At 74.0% G+C, this 15,910-nt stretch carries 16 protein-coding genes and 1 riboswitch; of the genes, 8 read left to right on the plus strand and 8 right to left on the minus strand.

The genetic code is table 11. From position 1 onward, the window contains the following. Nucleotides 1-122: 122 nt before the first annotated feature. Together ABT238_RS37525 and ABT238_RS37530 are read right to left on the minus strand one after the other, a co-directional pair. Complete coding sequence (locus ABT238_RS37525) at nucleotides 123-698, minus strand: TerD family protein (protein WP_350564652.1); 576 nt, start codon at nucleotides 696-698, stop codon at nucleotides 123-125. 114 nt (nucleotides 699-812) lie between these two features. After that, nucleotides 813-1,310 carry a hypothetical protein gene (locus ABT238_RS37530; protein WP_502884234.1) on the minus strand — a complete coding sequence of 166 codons (498 nt, stop codon included), beginning with the start codon at nucleotides 1,308-1,310 and terminating at the stop codon, nucleotides 813-815. Nucleotides 1,311-1,379: 69 nt separating this feature from the next. Between ABT238_RS37530 and arfB the strand changes: the two genes are divergently transcribed. Next, entirely contained in the window at nucleotides 1,380-1,814 is a 435-nt protein-coding gene (gene arfB, locus ABT238_RS37535; protein ID WP_350564649.1) for an alternative ribosome rescue aminoacyl-tRNA hydrolase ArfB, read from the plus strand. A gap of 9 nt (nucleotides 1,815-1,823) precedes the next feature. On the opposite strand, the gene ABT238_RS37540 is transcribed toward arfB, so the two are convergent. Beyond that, nucleotides 1,824-2,360 (minus strand): flavin reductase family protein, encoded by a 537-nt coding sequence (locus ABT238_RS37540; RefSeq protein WP_502884233.1) that lies wholly within the window; start codon nucleotides 2,358-2,360, stop codon nucleotides 1,824-1,826. A gap of 346 nt (nucleotides 2,361-2,706) precedes the next feature. Between ABT238_RS37540 and ABT238_RS37545 the strand changes: the two genes are divergently transcribed. Together ABT238_RS37545 and ABT238_RS37550 are read left to right on the plus strand one after the other, a co-directional pair. Beyond that, complete coding sequence (locus ABT238_RS37545; RefSeq protein ID WP_350806601.1) at nucleotides 2,707-4,569, plus strand: GGDEF domain-containing protein; 1,863 nt, start codon at nucleotides 2,707-2,709, stop codon at nucleotides 4,567-4,569. A gap of 176 nt (nucleotides 4,570-4,745) precedes the next feature. Continuing rightward, the gene (locus ABT238_RS37550) at nucleotides 4,746-5,729 is read left to right on the plus strand and encodes a carbohydrate-binding protein (protein ID WP_350806606.1); all 984 of its coding nucleotides are present in this window, start codon (nucleotides 4,746-4,748) and stop codon (nucleotides 5,727-5,729) included. A gap of 127 nt (nucleotides 5,730-5,856) precedes the next feature. Here ABT238_RS37550 and nagA read toward each other — a convergent pair whose 3' ends face one another. Both nagA and ABT238_RS37560 read right to left on the minus strand, forming a co-directional pair. Continuing rightward, nucleotides 5,857-7,029: an N-acetylglucosamine-6-phosphate deacetylase gene (nagA, locus tag ABT238_RS37555; RefSeq protein ID WP_350564642.1), complete on the minus strand. Its 1,173-nt coding sequence runs from the start codon at nucleotides 7,027-7,029 to the stop codon at nucleotides 5,857-5,859. Then, nucleotides 7,026-7,973: an ROK family protein gene (locus ABT238_RS37560; RefSeq protein WP_350564640.1), complete on the minus strand. Its 948-nt coding sequence runs from the start codon at nucleotides 7,971-7,973 to the stop codon at nucleotides 7,026-7,028. Before ABT238_RS37560 ends, nagA begins: the two co-directional genes overlap by 4 nt. A gap of 353 nt (nucleotides 7,974-8,326) precedes the next feature. Between ABT238_RS37560 and ABT238_RS37565 the strand changes: the two genes are divergently transcribed. Continuing rightward, entirely contained in the window at nucleotides 8,327-9,604 is a 1,278-nt protein-coding gene (locus tag ABT238_RS37565; RefSeq protein ID WP_350564638.1) for an extracellular solute-binding protein, read from the plus strand. A 31-nt stretch (nucleotides 9,605-9,635) separates the two neighbouring features. Here the strand turns inward: ABT238_RS37565 and ABT238_RS37570 are convergent, their stop codons facing one another. Next, nucleotides 9,636-9,986, minus strand: a complete 351-nt coding sequence (locus ABT238_RS37570) for a cupin domain-containing protein (protein WP_350564636.1) — start codon at nucleotides 9,984-9,986, stop codon at nucleotides 9,636-9,638. Between the two features lie 103 nt (nucleotides 9,987-10,089). Here ABT238_RS37570 and ABT238_RS37575 point away from each other — a divergent pair, with 103 nt between their 5' ends. Together ABT238_RS37575 and otsB are read left to right on the plus strand one after the other, a co-directional pair. Beyond that, the gene (locus tag ABT238_RS37575; RefSeq protein ID WP_350806618.1) at nucleotides 10,090-10,401 is read left to right on the plus strand and encodes a DUF3263 domain-containing protein; all 312 of its coding nucleotides are present in this window, start codon (nucleotides 10,090-10,092) and stop codon (nucleotides 10,399-10,401) included. A 55-nt stretch (nucleotides 10,402-10,456) separates the two neighbouring features. Next, nucleotides 10,457-11,308 carry a trehalose-phosphatase gene (otsB, locus tag ABT238_RS37580; protein ID WP_350806623.1) on the plus strand — a complete coding sequence of 284 codons (852 nt, stop codon included), beginning with the start codon at nucleotides 10,457-10,459 and terminating at the stop codon, nucleotides 11,306-11,308. On the opposite strand, the gene ABT238_RS37585 is transcribed toward otsB, so the two are convergent. Both ABT238_RS37585 and ABT238_RS37590 read right to left on the minus strand, forming a co-directional pair. Next, the gene (locus tag ABT238_RS37585) at nucleotides 11,283-12,761 is read right to left on the minus strand and encodes an alpha,alpha-trehalose-phosphate synthase (UDP-forming) (protein WP_350564631.1); all 1,479 of its coding nucleotides are present in this window, start codon (nucleotides 12,759-12,761) and stop codon (nucleotides 11,283-11,285) included. The genes otsB and ABT238_RS37585 overlap by 26 nt on opposite strands. A gap of 38 nt (nucleotides 12,762-12,799) precedes the next feature. Continuing rightward, nucleotides 12,800-13,807 carry a glucosyl-3-phosphoglycerate synthase gene (locus tag ABT238_RS37590; protein ID WP_350564629.1) on the minus strand — a complete coding sequence of 336 codons (1,008 nt, stop codon included), beginning with the start codon at nucleotides 13,805-13,807 and terminating at the stop codon, nucleotides 12,800-12,802. A gap of 161 nt (nucleotides 13,808-13,968) precedes the next feature. Then, nucleotides 13,969-14,100, plus strand: a riboswitch (SAM riboswitch). Nucleotides 14,101-14,115: 15 nt separating this feature from the next. Here ABT238_RS37590 and thrC point away from each other — a divergent pair. Both thrC and ABT238_RS37600 read left to right on the plus strand, forming a co-directional pair. After that, nucleotides 14,116-15,396 (plus strand): threonine synthase, encoded by a 1,281-nt coding sequence (thrC, locus tag ABT238_RS37595; RefSeq protein ID WP_350806630.1) that lies wholly within the window; start codon nucleotides 14,116-14,118, stop codon nucleotides 15,394-15,396. 65 nt (nucleotides 15,397-15,461) lie between these two features. After that, complete coding sequence (locus ABT238_RS37600) at nucleotides 15,462-15,737, plus strand: ubiquitin-like small modifier protein 1 (protein WP_350564625.1); 276 nt, start codon at nucleotides 15,462-15,464, stop codon at nucleotides 15,735-15,737. The last annotated feature ends 173 nt before the right edge of the window (nucleotides 15,738-15,910 follow it).

Below are 15,910 nucleotides of genomic sequence, written 5' to 3' on the forward strand. Positions count from 1 at the left end.
GACATCACGACGTTCGAGCTGCTCCGCTCCGCCGAGGTCGCCGACCGGTTCCGGGAAGCGGTGCGGACCCTGGCCCGGGGACCGAAGCCGCTGGCGCCGGACGGCCCTGCGGTGCGGGAGCGTCAGATCTGGACGCCGAAGTCCTGGGCGATGCCGGCCAGGCCGGAGGCGTAGCCCTGGCCGACCGCGCGGAACTTCCACTCGGCGCCGTTGCGGTAGAGCTCGCCGAAGATCATGGCGGTCTCGGTGGCGGCGTCCTCGGAGAGGTCGTAGCGGGCGATCTCGGCGCCACCGGCGGCGTTCACCACGCGGATGTAGGCGTTGCGGACCTGGCCGAAGTTCTGGGACCGGGCGACGGCGTCGTAGATCGAGACCGGGAAGGTGATCCGGGCGGCCTCGGCCGGCAGCGTGGCGAGGTTGACGTTGATCGCCTCGTCGTCGCCGGCGCCCTCGCCGGTGCGGTTGTCACCGGTGTGGACGACGGTGTTGTCCGGGGTGCTGGTGTTGTTGAAGAAGACGAAGTGGCTGTTGGACAGCACCTTCCCGTCCGCGTTCAGCACGATCGCGCTGGCGTCCAGGTCGAACTCGGCACCGGTCGTGGTGCGGACGTCCCAGCCGAGGCCGACGGTGACCGCGGTCAGGCCGGGGGCCTCCTTGGTCAGCGAGACGTTGCCACCCTTGGAGAGGCTCACTGGCATGGTGTGTGCTGTCCCTTCGATTGCTTGTTGCCGGGGATAACGCGGGAACCGTCGGAATTGGTTCCGCGCGGCCGGGCCTTTTCCGCCGCCGGCACGGCTTCGGGTATTCCCTCGTCAGATCCGGCGGAACCGGCCCTGGAGCTCCCAGATTGCCGGATTGTCGGCGAGTTCGGGGTGCATGTCGAAGAGATCGGCGAGAGTGTCCTGGAGGAAGTCGCGGGCCTCGCGGCGCAGATCGCCGTGGCGCACCACGGCGGGCGGCTCGTCGGGCAGCCAGGTGGCGGTGATCTCGACCCAGTTGAAGCGGCGGGCGAACCGCAGCAGCTCGGTGTTCTGGGTGAAGTCGAGATCGGCGCTCTGCACCCGGGCCGCGCGCCCGCCGGCCGGGTCGCGGTCGAGTTCCTCGACGATGTCGCACAGGGCCCAGGCGAAGTCCAGTACCGGGACCCATCCCCAGGCTGTGGACAGTTCCGCGCCGTCGGCGTCGAGGTAGACGTCGCCGCAGAACAGGTCGTACCGCAGTTCGCGCACGCCCGCGGACCGGTAGTCGGTCTGCGGGGGGTCGGGGAAGCGGTTGGAGAGGGAGTAGCCGAGCTCGATCACACAGGCCATTGTCGGGGTTGCCCGGTCCTGGCCGGATAACCGGGTGACCGGCGCGGCCCGGCGCGGGATGATGGGCACATGCCCGAGCCCATCCGCGTACGGGGGTCGGTGGTCGTCCCCGACGCCGAGCTCGTCTGGCGCTTCTCGCGTTCCTCCGGCCCCGGCGGCCAGCACGTCAACACCTCCGACACCCAGGTCGAGCTGCGCTACGACCTGGCGGCCTCCGCCGCGCTGCCCGAGGTGTGGAAGCAGCGTGCCCTGGAGCGGCTGGCGGGCCGGCTGGTGGACGGGCGGGTGCTGGTGGTCCGGGCCTCCGAGCACCGCTCGCAGTGGCGCAACCGGGAGGTCGCCGCGGCCCGGCTGGCCTCGCTGCTCGGCGAGGCGACCGCGCCGCCGCCGAAGGCCCGCCGGGCGACCAGGCCGAGCCGGGGCATGGTCGAGCGGCGGCTGTCCAGCAAGCGGCACCGCTCCGAGCTGAAGCAGGGGCGGCGCTCCCCGCGCGGCGAGCAGTAGCCCCCCGGTTCAGCCCAGGGTGCGGTAGCCGCCGCGGAAGTACAGCAGCGGGCGGCCGCCCGGGTCGGGGACCACGGCCTCCAGGACGCGGCCGAGCAGCAGGGTGTGGTCACCGGCGGCTATCCGCTGCTCGGTGCGGCACTCCACGGTGGCGAGCGCGCCGTCGATCAGCGGGGCTCCGCTGTGCGGGCCGCGGTGGTGCGGGGCGTCGGCGAACAGCAGCCGGTCGCTGAGCCGGCCCTTCATGGCGAACCGCGAGCCGAGCGCCTTCTGGGCCTCCGACAGCAGGGAGACCGCCCAGGTGTCGGCCCGGGAGAGCACCTCGTCCATCCGGGAGTCCTCCCGGACGGAGATCAGGACCAGCGGCGGCTCCAGCGACACGGAGAGGAAGGACGTGGCGGTCATGCCGACGTCCTCGCCGTCCTCCGGGTCGTGGACGGTCACCAGGCTCACACCGGCGGCGAGCTGGGAGAGCGCGGCCCGGAACTCGTCGGGGGTTGCTTGGGTGGCAGCTTCGGGCTGCGGGGACGGGTACACGTACCGCACGGTAGCCCGCGACCGGGGGAAACGGCATCGGGCCCTGGTCGTAGGACCAGCGGCGCAGCGCCGTGCGACTCACTCCCAGGGGTGAAGGAGAGGGCCTGCCGGCGGTCACCGGCTACAGCGCGAGGCCAATGCGACCGACCACGGGAAATGTGCCGATGGGCTCCTATGTCCCGGTACGGGACGGATGAACCGATTAAGGGCGCATTAGCGTTGTGTGATTTAAGTCACAAGTGCTGACCTATTGCTGACCGAGCGTGCCGAACGCTGTGCTCCCTGTGATTCAGTTCTTCTGGCAATCGGACGATAACCAATCAAGACCTATCCGAAGCAGCCGGGGAGCCCCCGCATGGAAGCCGAGTCGGAGCCGTACGTCCGTCTCGCGACCCTCCGCACCTTGCACCGGGTCGTGGCGGACCTCAACGCTGCCCGCAGCCTGGCGGGCACGCTGCAGGCCGTGGTCGAGGGCGCGGTGCACGGACTCGGATTCGACGCCGCCGCGGTCAGCCTGGTGCGGCCGGACGGCGACCTCGTGGTGGCGGCCGTCTGGGAGCTGGAGGAGAGCGCGATGGGCGGCCCCGCCGTCCTGCTCGGCCAGGTCGGCTCCCGCGAGTCCTGGGACCGGCTGCTCGGCGTCAGCGACCACTGGGGCACCCTGCGCTTCCTCCCCTACGACCGGGGCTGGGCGGTCGCCAGCGACATCCCGCGCTGGATCGGGGACGGTCCGATGCCCGTCTACGCCAACGACTGGCACCCCGCCGACGGCCTGCTCGCCCCGATGTACAGCGCCGGCGGCGACCTGCTCGGCGTCCTGTCGGTGGACCGTCCGCGCAGCGGCAAGCGGCCCGGCGCCTGGACCCGCGAGGCCCTGGAGATGTTCTCCCTGCAGGCCTCCATCGCGATCGGCAACGCCCGGCTGCGGGCCGAGATGCAGCGCGCGCTGGCCCGGCTGGAGAAGGAGCAGCAGGCGCTGCGGGCCAGCGAGGAGAGTTTCCGCCAGGCCTTCGAGTACGCCCCCAGCGGGATGGCCATCACCGAACTGCACGGCGCCGGGCGGGGCCAGCTGACCCGGGTCAACGACGCGCTCTGTCGTCTGCTCGGCCGCCCCCGGGCGGTGCTGCGCCAGCAGAGCTTCGCCGACCTCGTCCACCCGGACGACCGGGCGCTGCTGGAGCGCACCAGCGCCGAGAGCGGCCGGGCGGAACTGAGACTCTCCCGCCGGGACGGCGGCTACCAGTGGGTCTGTCTGCGGAACTCGATCGTGGCCGACGCCGCCGAGGGCCCGAGCTTCCTGCTCACCCACGTCGAGGACATCGAGGACCGCAAGCGGCACGAGCTCCAGCTCGCCCACCGGGCCAGCCACGACGCGCTCACCGGGCTGCCGAACGGCGCCGAGCTGAAGGCCCGGCTGGGGCGCCGGCTCTGCGGCCAGCCGCACGCGGCCGTCGCCGCCGGGCACCAGGGCGGCCCCGCGGACGGGAGCACCGGGTACGGCGGCACCGGGTACGGGAGCGGGTACGGCGGCGCCGGAGTCCCGGAGGACGGTTTCGGCGGGTACCCCGACGGCCTGTTCGGCGACCCCCACCGGCCGGCCGGCGTGGACGACGCCCCCGGGGCGGCGTACGGCCACGGCCTGCGGGACGGATACCCCGTGCCCGCCGCCGACGGCGCGCCGGCCGGGACGAACGGCTACGGGGAGCATGTGCACGCGGTGGTCCCGGCCGACCACGGCCCGGGCGGGGAGCTGCGGTCCGGCCCGTTCCGCTCGGGCGCAGCGGCCTCGGTCGACAAAGGGCTCGCGGTGCTCTTCTGCGACCTCGACGGCTTCAAGTCGATCAACGACCGGTTCGGCCACAACGCCGGCGACGCCGTCCTGGTCGAGGTGGCCCGCCGGCTCAGCGCGGCCGTGCGCGACGGCGACACGGTGGCCCGGCTCGGCGGCGACGAGTTCGTGGTGCTCGCCGACGGCATCGGCCGCGACGAGGCGAAGGACCTCTCCCACCGGCTGCGCAACGCGATCATCCCGCCGATGCGGATCGACGGCCGGGCGATGCGGGTCGGCGTGAGCCTGGGCATCGGCTGGGCCGGCTGCGGGATGAGCATCGAGGAGGTCCTGCACACCGCGGACGAGCGGATGTACGACGAGAAGCGGGCCCGCGGCGGCGCGGTGCGCGGGGCCCGCGGCGAGCGCTCGCACCGGCGGGCCGGCTGAGGGCCCGTCCCCGGCCCACGCGGCGGGACCGGCCGCTCCCGGGCGGGGGCTACTCGCCGGTTGTCAAGGGGTCTTTCCTGGGCGCGCGCGGCGGCAGGTAGGGTTCCGGGGTACGAGAGCGACCACGACCAGCGCCGACGGCCCGGCAGCCCGGCGGCGCGACCGCGATGGGGGAGTTGACCACCGTGACCACCGCCGGCAGCAGCGGAGCGCCCCAGGGCCCGGAGGACGGCGCCCCGCACGACGACGATCCGTTCGGCTACCTCTACCGTCCGGCCGACGGCGGCTCCGGTCAGCCGACCGAGCCGCAACAGGGCGTGCCCCGCACGCCGTACAGCCGCCCGATGGAGGTCGGCCGCGCCCAGTACGGCCAGCCCCCGAGGCCGCAGCAGCCCTACCCGCCGCAGCCGGGCTACCCGCAGCCCCAGCCGCAGCAGCCGTACCCGGCACCGGGCGACTTCGCCGCCGCCCCGACCCAGCAGACCCGCTACGCCGAGCACTCCCGCCCGCAGCCGGGCGAGGAGCGGCCGCCGGGCGGCGGCCGGGGCAAGGGCGCCGTGATCGGCGCGGTCGCCGTGGTCGCGGCCATCGCGATCGGCGCCGGCATCGCCCTGTCCTCCGGGGACCCGGACGGCGACAAGGACAAGGACGCCAAGGGCGGCACCACCACGGCGAGCGGCCCGGCCACCCCGGGCGACGCCACCGGCTCCGCGAGCCCGACCGGCGCCGCGTCGCCCACGGCCTCGGCGAGCGCCTCGGGCGGGCTGGGCCCGGTCGACGCGAGCCAGCTGCAGGGGCAGAACGCGCCGTCCGGCAACACCGTCAAGGGCGCCAAGTCGGCCGACGGCAGCTACCTGACGCTCAACCCGGGCGGCACGGTCACCTGGACGGGTGACCTGGCGGCGGCCGGTACGTACAAGTTCACCGTGCACTACAACAACCCGGGCGCCGACGTGCGGGCGACGACGGCGGTCAACGGCAAGGACTGGCCGAGCGGGTCGAACTTCAAGAACTACTCGCCGGGCAAGGACCCGGCCTCGTCCTGGTTCAACACCTACATAACCCCGCCGATGCAGGCGGGCACGAACACGATCGTGATCTCGCTGCCGCCGGGCAGCGGCACGATCCTCATCGATCAGGTGCTGCTGGAAGCCGCGTAGCGGCGTTCCCGCCGACCGTCGGCACCGGGTCCGAGCGGCCCGGAGGCGCGCGGGCGGGTGGCAGCCACGACGACGACGGCCGCCCGTTCCCCGAGGGGAGCGGGCGGCCGTCGTCGTGGGCGCGGGATCAGGCGGTCGCGATCGGGGCGAAGCGGTCGCCGCCGGTGATCCACTCGCCGCGGCGCATCACCGCGACCAGGTCGTAGCTCGCCGAGTCGACCACGGCGAGGTCGGCGAACTTGCCGGGCTCCAGCGAGCCGATCGAGTCGGCGAGGCCGAGCAGCCGGGCCGGGGTGGCGGAGAGCGACTCGACGGCCTGGGTGAGGTCGAGGCCGTTGACCGTGACCGAGCGCTTGAACGCCACGTCCAGGGTGAGCGTCGAGCCGGCGATCGCGCCGCCCTCGACCAGCCGGGCCACGCCGTCCTTGACCTCGACCTGGAGCGGGCCGAGCGGGTAGAGGCCGTCGCCCATGCCGGCGGCGCCCATGGCGTCGGTGATCAGGGCGACCCGGGAGGCGCCGGCGGTGCCGTAGGCGAGGTCGAGCACCGAGGGGTGCAGGTGGACGCCGTCGTTGATCAGCTCGACGGTGACCCGCTCGTCCTCCAGCAGCGCCACGATCGGGCCGGGCGCGCGGTGGGCGATGCCGGGCATGGCGTTGAAGAGGTGGGTGGCGACGGTGGCGCCGGCCTCGATGGCCTCCAGCGTCTTGGCGTAGTCGGAGTCGGTGTGGCCGACGGCGGCGATCACGCCGAGGTCGGCGAGCATCCGCACGGAGTCGAGGCCGCCGGGCAGCTCGGGGGCCAGGGTGATCATTCTGGCGTGGCCGCGGGCGGCGTCGACGAGCTTGCGGACCAGGGCCGGGTCGGGGTCGCGCAGCAGGTCGGGGCGGTGGGCGCCGCAGCGGTTGTGCGAGATGAAGGGGCCCTCGAAGTGGATGCCGGCGAGGACGCCGTCCTCGACGAGTTCGGAGAGGACGGCGGCCTGGCGGGCGAGGTCGTCGATCTCGCCGGTGACGGTGGAGGCGACGGTGGTGGTGGTGCCGTGTTCGAGGTGGGTGCGGGCGACCTTGAGGGCCTCCTCGGCGATGCCGGAGGCGTAGGAGGCGCCGCCGCCGCCGTGGACGTGCAGGTCGACGAAGCCGGGGACGACGGTGTACCCGGTGAGGTCGAGGTCGCCGGGCGTGGCGGAGCCGCCGAGGCCGGCGATCCGGTCGCCCTCGACGGCGAGGCGGTCGCCCTCGACGACGCCTCCGGGCAGGACCAGCCGGGCGCCGGCCAGTGCGAGTCGGTCCGCGGTCACGCGGTCACCTCCATGGAGAGCAGATCCCAGGCGAGCAGGCCCGCGCCCAGCGACGCGGCGGTGTCTTTGAGCATGGCGGGTACGACCTCGGGGGGCATCTGGAAGGTCAGCCGCTCGGTGACCGCCGCCCGCAGCGGCGTGAAGAGGGTGTCCCCGGCCTCGGCCAGCCCGCCGCCGACGATGACGCGGGACGGGTCGAGCAGGCTCTGGGCGAGGACGATGCCGTCGGCCAGGGCCTCCACCGCGTTCTGCCAGACCGCGACCGCGCGCGGGTCCCCGGCGTCCACCGCGACGGCGCAGGATGCCGCGTCGGCGTCGGGGTCGCCCACGGCCTCGGCCCAGGCACGGGAGACGGCGGAGGCGGAGGCGAGGGTCTCCAGGCAGCCGCGGGCGCCGCAGCCGCACTTCGGTCCGCCGGGGCGGACCACCACGTGGCCGATCTCGCCGCCGAAGCCGTGGGCGCCGGCCTCGATCCGGCCGTCGATGCCGATGGCGCCGGCGATGCCGGTGCCGAGGGCGATGAACAGGAAGCGCCCGACGCCCCGGCCGCCGCCGAGCCGGCCCTCGGCGAGGCCGCCGGTGCGCACGTCATGACCGAGGGCGACCGGCATCACACCGCCGTCCGGGCCGGCCAGGCGCTCGCCCAGCAGCTTGCGCAGCGGGAGGTCGCGCCAGCCGAGGTTGGCGGAGAAGACCGCGATGCCGTGCTTCTCGTCGATCGTCCCCGGGACGGCGACACCCGCCGCAAGGGGCGCGGCGCCGAAGCGGCTGCGGCCTTCGTCCGCCAGATCGGCGGCGAAGTCGAGGATGGCGGCGACCACGGCGTCCGTGCCGTGCTCCCGCCCGGTCGGGCGGCGTGCTTCGAACAGCACGGAGCCGTCCTGGGCGAGCAGCGCGGCTTTCATGCCGGTGCCCCCCACATCGAGTGCGATGACGTGCTTCACGGAGGACAGTTTCCCTTGACCAGGTCTAAGAGGTCTAGTCCAGTTGTCGGATTGGTCTGGTCCAACGGGGTGAGCTTTGTCGCAGAAGCATGTGGTGTGCGGCACTTTGCACGAGCCCTCCGGTGGAGCCCCGGCCCGGTGGCGGGGGCGGATTCGGCAGGTCGGACCGGCGCGATCCGTTGCACGGTGCGCAACGACTCCCGCACTTCGATAACTACCCGGCGTCCGGGCACCGGAGGTGTGGACCACCGCGTGCCCGGTTTGGCACCCTTGCGGCCTTCACCCCGGCCGGATCCCCCCTCCCCCTCGATCCGGACCGTTCCCCAGGATCCCCCCCGAAGGCGGTACCCGCGTTGGACAGACGCGTCCCCACCCGGTCGTTCGGCGTCGCGCTGGCCGGCGCCCTGGCCGGAGCCCTGGTGCTCAGCGGCTGCGGCGGCCAGGACGACGGCCCCGTCACCCTCAGGCTGGTCGCGGCCGACTACGGCGAGAGCGCGGACACCAACTCCAAGCTGTACTGGGACGACCTCGCCCGCCGCTTCGAGGCCGCCAACCCGGGCATCAAGGTGAACGTCGAGGTGGTGGGCTGGACCGACATCGGCAAGCGGGTCGAGGAGCTGGTGAAGAGCGGCAAGTCGCCCGACCTGCTGCAGACCGGCGGCTTCGCCGACCAGGCCGCCGCGGACCGGCTCTACCCCGCCGCGGACGTGCTCTCCCTGGAGACCCAGGCGAACATCATGGAGCAGTTCTCGCACGCCGGGCAGGTGCTCGGCACGCAGTACGGCATCCCGTTCGTCTCCTCCTCCCGGGTGCTCTTCTACAACAAGGCGATCTTCCAGAAGGCCGGCATCGCCCAGCCGCCGGCCACCTGGAACGAGCTCAAGGCGGCCGCCGAGAAGATCAAGCTCAAGGTCCCCGGCGTCGTGCCGTACGGACTGCCGCTCGGGCCCGAGGAGGCGCCCGCCGAGTCGATGCTCTGGACGCTGAGCGGCGGCGGCAGCCTCTCCGACGACGTCGGCAACTACACCATCGACAGTGCCCAGAACCAGGCCACCTTCACCTGGCTGAGGAACAACCTGGTCGTCACCGGCCTGACCCAGCCCGAGCCCGGCAAGGTGAACCGCACCCCGGTGTTCAGCGACTTCGCGGCCGGCAAGGTGGCGATGCTCAACGGGCACCCGACGCTGCTGCGGATGGCCACCAACGGGAAGATCGACTTCGGGACGGCGCCGATCCCGAGGAAGGACGGCCTGGCGAAGACCGGCAGCCTCGGCGTCGCCGACTGGATGATGGCGTTCAAGGCCAACGGGCACCGGAACGAGATCCGCACCTTCCTCTCCTTCGTCTACGGCAAGGAGAACCAGCTCAGGTTCGACGAGACCTACAACCTGCTGCCGGTCACCCAGGACGCCTTCGACGCGATGACCAAGGACCCGAAGCACGAGGACCTCAAGCAGTTCGCGGCGGGCCTGGGCAACGCCAGCTTCTACCCGTTCGGCGACCCGGCCTGGGCGGAGGTCTCCAACCGGATCAAGGCCGGCATCGGGGCGGCGGTGACCGGCGACCCCAAGCCGGTGCTGGAGGACCTCCAGCAGGCAGCCGTCAAGGAGGCGGCCCGGATCCGCAAGTGAATCCGGGCCGGGCGGGCAGGCGGGGCGGGTCTCAGAAGGTGATCGCGTAGACCTTGCGGAGCGTCTCGTGGACGGTCCAGGTGGTGCGGTCGCCCGCCCGCAGCACCCCGCAGTCGCCCGGGCCGAGCTCCAGCGTCGGGCCGCCGTCGACCACGACGGTGGCCCGGCCGCTCAGCACCACGAACACCTCGTCCGCCTCCACGTCGGTGGCCACGCCCGGGGTGATCTGCCAGATGCCGGTCTCCCCGGTGGCGGACCCGGTGAGCACCCGGCCGGACACCTCGGGGGCGCCCGAGACGATCTGCGCCGGGTCGAGCGGGTCGGGGACGAGGTCCGCGGTCGGGACGTGCAGGGCGAAGGCGGCGGCCGGGATGCTGGTCATGGGGGTGACGCTAGCCGCCGGACCGGGGCCGCGCAGGACGCAGAGTGTGTCGGGTCCGCGGGGGAGAATGACACTCCGTAGTGATGGACGGAGGTGGGCCCCGATGGGCGCGGACGACGAGGCGGCGCGGGAACCGGACGCGCCCGGTGCGGACGGTTCCCCCGGCACGCCCGGCACGCCCGGCACGCCCGGCACGCTGGACGAGCGGGACCGGGCCGTGCTGGAGCTGGAGGGCCGCTCCTGGCGGACGGCCGGCGCCAAGGAACGCGCCGTCCGGGAGGAGCTGGGGCTCTCCAGCACCCGGTACTACCAGCTGCTGAACGCACTGCTGGACCGGCCGGAGGCGCTGGCGCACGCGCCGGTCCTGGTCAACCGGCTGCGCCGGGTCCGCGACGCCCGCCGGGCGGCCCGGTAGCCACGGCCGCCGCGCCGGGGGTGTCCGCCCGGGACAGCTGGGTACGGTGCCAGGCATGGGCCTTGCCGACATTGCGCGACCACTGACGGATGCCGGGCGCGCGGGGCTGGCGGCGCTGCTCGCCGCGCCCCGTGACGTCGTGATCGCCCTCGACTTCGACGGAACGCTCGCACCGATCGTCCCCGACCCGAGCCGGGCCCGGGCGCACCCGGGCGTGGCGCCCGCACTGCGCGCGCTGGCGCCGCGGGTCGGCACGGTCGCCGTGGTGACCGGCCGCCCGGCCGCGCTGGCCGTGGAGTACGGCGGTCTCGCCGGACTCCACGGCGTGGTGGTGCTCGGCCACTACGGCGCCGAGCGCTGGGAGGACGGCGAGCTGACCGCGCCGCCGCCGCACCCGGGCGTGGCCGCGGTGCGCGAGCGGCTGCCGCGGGTGCTGGCCGGACTCGGCGCGCCGGACGGCACCTGGGTGGAGGACAAGGGCCGCTCGGTGGCCGTGCACACCCGGCGCACGGCCGAGCCGGCCGCCGCGTTCGAGCTGCTGCGCGCGCCGATGGAGGGCCTGGCGGGCGAGCACGGGCTGGTGGTGGAACCGGGCCGGATGGTGCTGGAGCTGCGGCCGCCCGGGGTGGACAAGGGAGCGGCGCTGACCGGGCTGCTGCGCGAGCGCGGCGCCCGCTCGGTGCTCTACGCGGGCGACGACCTCGGTGACGTCCCGGCCTTCGCGGCGGTGGAGAAGCTGCGCGGGGAGGGCCTGGCCGGGCTGCTGGTGTGCAGCGGCGCGGTGGGCGAGGCGCCGGTGCGCGAGCTCGCCGACCGGGCGGACCTGGTGGTCCCGGGCCCGGCCGGCGTGGTGGAACTGCTCGGCGCGCTGGGGGAGGAGCTCAGCGGCCCGGCCGCAGGGCGTTGAGCTGGTCGAGGAACCACTGCTGCGGGGGCAGCGCCGTCGCCGCGGCGGCCAGCCGCTTGGTGCGCTCGGCGCGCTCCCCGGCCGGCATGGTGAGCCCGGCGTGCAGCGCCTCGGCGGTGGCCACGACGTCGTACGGGTTGACGCTCAGCGCGTCCTCGCCGAGTTCGGCGTGCGCGCCGGCCTCCCGGGACAGCACCAGCGCGCAGCCCCGGTCGGAGACCACCGGGACCTCCTTGGCCACCAGGTTCATGCCGTCCCGGATCGGGTTGACCAGGGCCACGTCGGCCATCCGGTAGGCGGCCAGCGAGCGCGGGAAGTCGTCGTCGACGTGCAGGATCAGCGGCTTCCAGCCGGGCGTGCCGAACTCCGCCTCGATCTCGGCGGCGAGCGCCCGCACCTGGTCGGTGTAGGCCCGGTACTCGGCGAGGTCGGTGCGCGACGGGTAGGCGAAGGCGATGTGCACCACCCGGTCGTGCCACTCGGGGCGGGTGCGCAGCAGGTGCCGGTAGGCCAGGAAGCCGCGGACGATGTTCTTGCTCAGCTCGGTGCGGTCGACCCGGACCACGGTGCGCCGGTCGCCGACCGCGGTGCGCAGGGCGGCGAGCCGCTCGTCGACGTCCGGGCGGTGGGCGCGCTCGCGCAGGAAGTCGGCGTCGGCGCCGAGGCCGTGCACGCCCAGCGCGGTGGTGCGGCCGGCGTGCGCCACGGTGAGCGCCTCGCGGTCGACCTCCGCGCCGAGGAAGCGCTCGCAGCAGTCGGCGAAGGCGAGTGCCCAGCGGCGGGTCAGGAAGCCCGCCCGGTCGGCGCCGAGGATGCCGGTGAGGACGGCCTCGGAGATGTCGTCGGGCAGCAGCCGCAGGTACTCGGGCGGCGCCCAGGGGGTGTGCGAGAAGTGGCCGATCCGCAGGTCGGGGCGGGCGGCGCGGAGCAGTGCCGGGACGAGCGAGAGGTGGTAGTCCTGCACCAGGACGGCGGCGCCGGGGGCGGCCTCGGCGGCGAGCGCCTCGGCGAAGGCGGTGTTGTAGGCGGTGTAGGCCTGCCACTCGGTGCGGAAGCCGGCGTCGAAGGCGGGGGCGGTCGGGGTGTTCCAGAGCAGGTGGTGGACGAACCAGAGGGTCGAGTTGGCGATGCCGTTGTAGGCGCGGGCGAAGGTCCGCGGGTCGATGTCGAGCATCCGCACGGCCTGTCCGCCGACGTCGTGGCCGGCCCGGTCGAGGCGGCCGTCCGGGGCCTCGCGGGCGGCCCGGCGGTCGGCGTCGGACAGCGCGGCGCAGACCCAGACGGCGTCCGGGTCGTCGATGGCGGAGAGCCCGGAGACCAGGCCTCCGCCGCCTCTGCGGAGGGTCAGCGTGCCGTCGTCCGCGGTGCCGAAGGACACCGGCCCCCGGTTGGACGCCACCAGGACGGGGGCGGCGCCGGTCGGATTCGAACGTTCGGTCGTGTCAGGGCCCATGGTTGGTTGGTTGCCGGGGGTCCGGGGTGGCAAACGTGTCAGTGCCGGGTGGCGTACTCGGGCACGGTGTGCATCGGGGGGCGTTCGGTCGCGGTGACCGGGTGGGTGTGGGCGGTGAAGGCACGGGTGCGCGGGTCGCGGGTGAACTGGGTGAGCCGCGGGTGGAGCAGGTCGGCGGAGGCCTTGAGCCGGTGGGTGCGGTCGAGCCGTTCCAGCGCGGTGCGGTAGATGGTGGCGGCCATCCGGCCGAGCGCCTGGCCGTCCTGGTGCCGGTGGTGGCGCACGCCCACGTCCACCTGGGCGAGGGCGTCCAGGCCGGCCGTCTCCAGGGCGTCCACCAGCAGGCCGAGCTCGACGCCGTAGCCGGTGGGGAAGGGCAGCCGCTCCAGCAGCGAGCGCCGGGCCGCGTACTCGCCACCGAGCGGCTGGACGAAACCGGCGAGTTCCGGCCAGTGCAGGTTGAGCAGCGGGCGGGCGACGAGTTCGGTGACCCGGCCGCCGCCGGCCGGCACGACCGCGCCGTCCGTTTCGAGCGGCCGGTCGTACATCGCCTTGACCAGCTGGATGTCCGGTTCGGTGAGCAGCGGGCCGATGATGCCGGAGACCAGGGCGGGGTCGAACTCGCGCAGGTCGGCGTCCACGAAGCAGACGATCTCGCCGCGGGTGACCAGCAGCGAGCGCCAGAGCACCTCGCCCTTGCCGGGGGCGGCGGGCAGCCGGGGCAGGATCGCGTCACGGTGCACGACGGTGGCGCCGGCCTCGGCGGCGACCTCGGCGGTGGCGTCGGCGGAGCCGGAGTCGACCACCACCAGCTCGTCGACCAGCGGCAGCCGCTCCATCAGCTCGCGGCGGATCACCCGGACGATCTCGCCGACGGTGGCCTCCTCGTCCAGGGCGGGCAGCACGACGCTGACCGTGCCGGCCGGGCCGAGTGCGCGCTTGGCCGCGGCCAGTGTGCGCACCGGGCGGTCGGCCGCGCTCCACGAGCGCCGGCGCAGCCAGGACGCCGTCTCGGGGAGGAGCTCGGAGGTCGGTTCGGCGGGCACGGTGCGCTCCTCGGCGGGTTCGGGTACGGGGCCGGGTGGGACGGGGCATCTCGCGTGGCGGACGGTGCCGTTCGGGGTTGACGCCTTCGGATACAGTCTTCGTACAGCGGTCGGACCTTCGCACGCCGGGGTCTCCGCTGAGCAGGACCACAACTTCACAGAGCTCATCCAGAGGGACTGAGGGAACGGCCCGTTGACGTCCCGGCAACCTTCTCGCGCGGACGGCTTCGGGCCCCGGCGGGACAGGTGCCAATTCCGGCCCGGGCGCGACCGCGTCCCGGGGAAGATGAGGAGAGAGGCCTCGCCCCATGGCTATCGACACCGCCGCACCCGTCACCGTTGACCTCGGCCCCGCAGCCCAGCTGTCCTGTCGGGAGTGCGGAACCCGCTTCCCGCTCGGTCCCAGCTTCGCGTGCGTGGAGTGCTTCGGCCCGCTGGAGATCGCCTACGACTTCGGCGGCGAGGGCGCCGAGGAACTGCGCAAGCGGATCGAGGCCGGTCCCGCGTCGATCTGGCGCTACGCCCCGCTGCTGCCGGTGCCCGCGGACGTCGCGACCAAGCCGAACCTCAACCCGGGGTGGACCCCGCTGGTGAAGGCCGACAACCTGGGACGTGAGCTCGGCTTCACCGCCCAGCTGCACGTCAAGGACGACTCCGGCAACCCGACCCACTCCTTCAAGGACCGCGTGGTGGCCTGCGCCATCGAGGCGGCCCGCGCGTTCGGCTACACCACGCTGTCCTGCTCGTCGACCGGCAACCTGGCCGGCGCGGTGGGCGCGGCGGCGGCCCGGGCGGGCTTCCGGTCCTGCGTGTTCATCCCGCACGACCTGGAGCAGGGCAAGGTCGTGATGGCCGGGGTGTACGGCGGCGAGCTGGTCGGCATCGAGGGCAACTACGACGACGTGAACCGGTTCTGCTCGGAGCTGATCGGCGACCCGGCCGGCGAGGGCTGGGGCTTCGTCAACGTCAACCTGCGGCCGTACTACGGCGAGGGCTCCAAGACGCTCGCCTACGAGATCTGCGAGCAGCTGGGCTGGCGGCTGCCGGAGCAGATCGTGATCCCGATCGCCTCGGGCTCGCAGCTCACCAAGATCGACAAGGGCCTGCAGGAGCTGATCAAGCTCGGCCTGGTCGAGGACCGGCCGTACCGGATCTTCGGCGCCCAGGCGGCGGGCTGCTCGCCGGTCTCGGCCGCCTTCAAGGCCGGCCACGACGTGATCCGGCCGGTCAAGCCGGACACCATCGCCAAGTCGCTGGCGATCGGCAACCCGGCCGACGGCCCGTACGTGCTGGACATCGCCCGGCGCACCGGCGGCGCGGTGGAGGACGTGACGGACGAGGAGGTCGTGGCCGCGATCCGGCTGCTGGCCCGCACCGAGGGCGTCTTCGCGGAGACCGCGGGCGGCGTGACGATCGGCGTGCTCAAGAAGCTCGTCGAGACCGGCCGACTGGACCCGTCCAAGGAGACCGTCGCGATCAACACCGGCGACGGCCTGAAGACCCTCGACGCCGTCGCGGAGGCCGGGATGACCGCCGTCATCCGGCCGACCCTGGAGTCCTTCCGGGACGCCGGCCTGGCGACCGCCTGACCTTCGCGACCCCCACCCGCCCAGCCCCACCGCGACCGCACCGCGACCGCACCGAGGAGACCCCCATGAGCGCCAACGTCCGTATCCCGACCATCCTGCGCACCTACACCGGCGGCGCCAGCGAGGTGCCCGCCGAGGGCGCCACGCTGGGCGAGGTCATCGCCGACCTGGAGAAGAACCACGCCGGGATCGCCGCCCGCATCCTGGACGACACCGGCAAGCTGCGCCGCTTCGTCAACGTCTACGTGAACGACGACGACGTGCGCTTCGCCGAGGGCCTGGCGACGGAGATCAAGGACGGCGCGAACGTCTCGATCATCCCGGCGGTCGCCGGCGGCTGAGCCCGGCGCGCACCCGTTCCCGCGGGGCGGGTGCCCCCGCGTCACCGGTCGTCGGGGGGGGGGGGGGGGGGGGGGGGGGGGGCCCCCCGCGGGGGGGGGGGGGGCCCCGGGGGGGGGGGGGGGGAGGGGGAGTGGGCGGGGGGCAGCGGGGGGCCCCCCCCCCCAACCCGCGA

It is taken from the genome of Kitasatospora sp. NPDC001527 (assembly GCF_040298605.1).
GTDB lineage: Bacteria > Actinomycetota > Actinomycetes > Streptomycetales > Streptomycetaceae > Kitasatospora.

Bases quoted from the DNA above. Each gene is read 5' to 3' on its own strand.
- ABT238_RS37530 (WP_502884234.1), bottom strand. From the start codon at position 1,310: ATGGCCTGTGTGATCGAGCTCGGCTACTCCCTCTCCAACCGCTTCCCC.
- ABT238_RS37585 (WP_350564631.1), bottom strand. From the start codon at position 12,761: ATGGGCCCTGACACGACCGAACGTTCGAATCCGACCGGCGCCGCCCCC.
- otsB (WP_350806623.1), top strand. From the start codon at position 10,457: ATGGGCCTTGCCGACATTGCGCGACCACTGACGGATGCCGGGCGCGCG.
- ABT238_RS37600 (WP_350564625.1), top strand. From the start codon at position 15,462: ATGAGCGCCAACGTCCGTATCCCGACCATCCTGCGCACCTACACCGGC.
- ABT238_RS37545 (WP_350806601.1), top strand. From the start codon at position 2,707: ATGGAAGCCGAGTCGGAGCCGTACGTCCGTCTCGCGACCCTCCGCACC.
- ABT238_RS37525 (WP_350564652.1), bottom strand. From the start codon at position 698: ATGCCAGTGAGCCTCTCCAAGGGTGGCAACGTCTCGCTGACCAAGGAG.
- thrC (WP_350806630.1), top strand. From the start codon at position 14,116: ATGGCTATCGACACCGCCGCACCCGTCACCGTTGACCTCGGCCCCGCA.
- ABT238_RS37575 (WP_350806618.1), top strand. From the start codon at position 10,090: ATGGGCGCGGACGACGAGGCGGCGCGGGAACCGGACGCGCCCGGTGCG.
- arfB (WP_350564649.1), top strand. From the start codon at position 1,380: ATGCCCGAGCCCATCCGCGTACGGGGGTCGGTGGTCGTCCCCGACGCC.
- ABT238_RS37570 (WP_350564636.1), bottom strand. From the start codon at position 9,986: ATGACCAGCATCCCGGCCGCCGCCTTCGCCCTGCACGTCCCGACCGCG.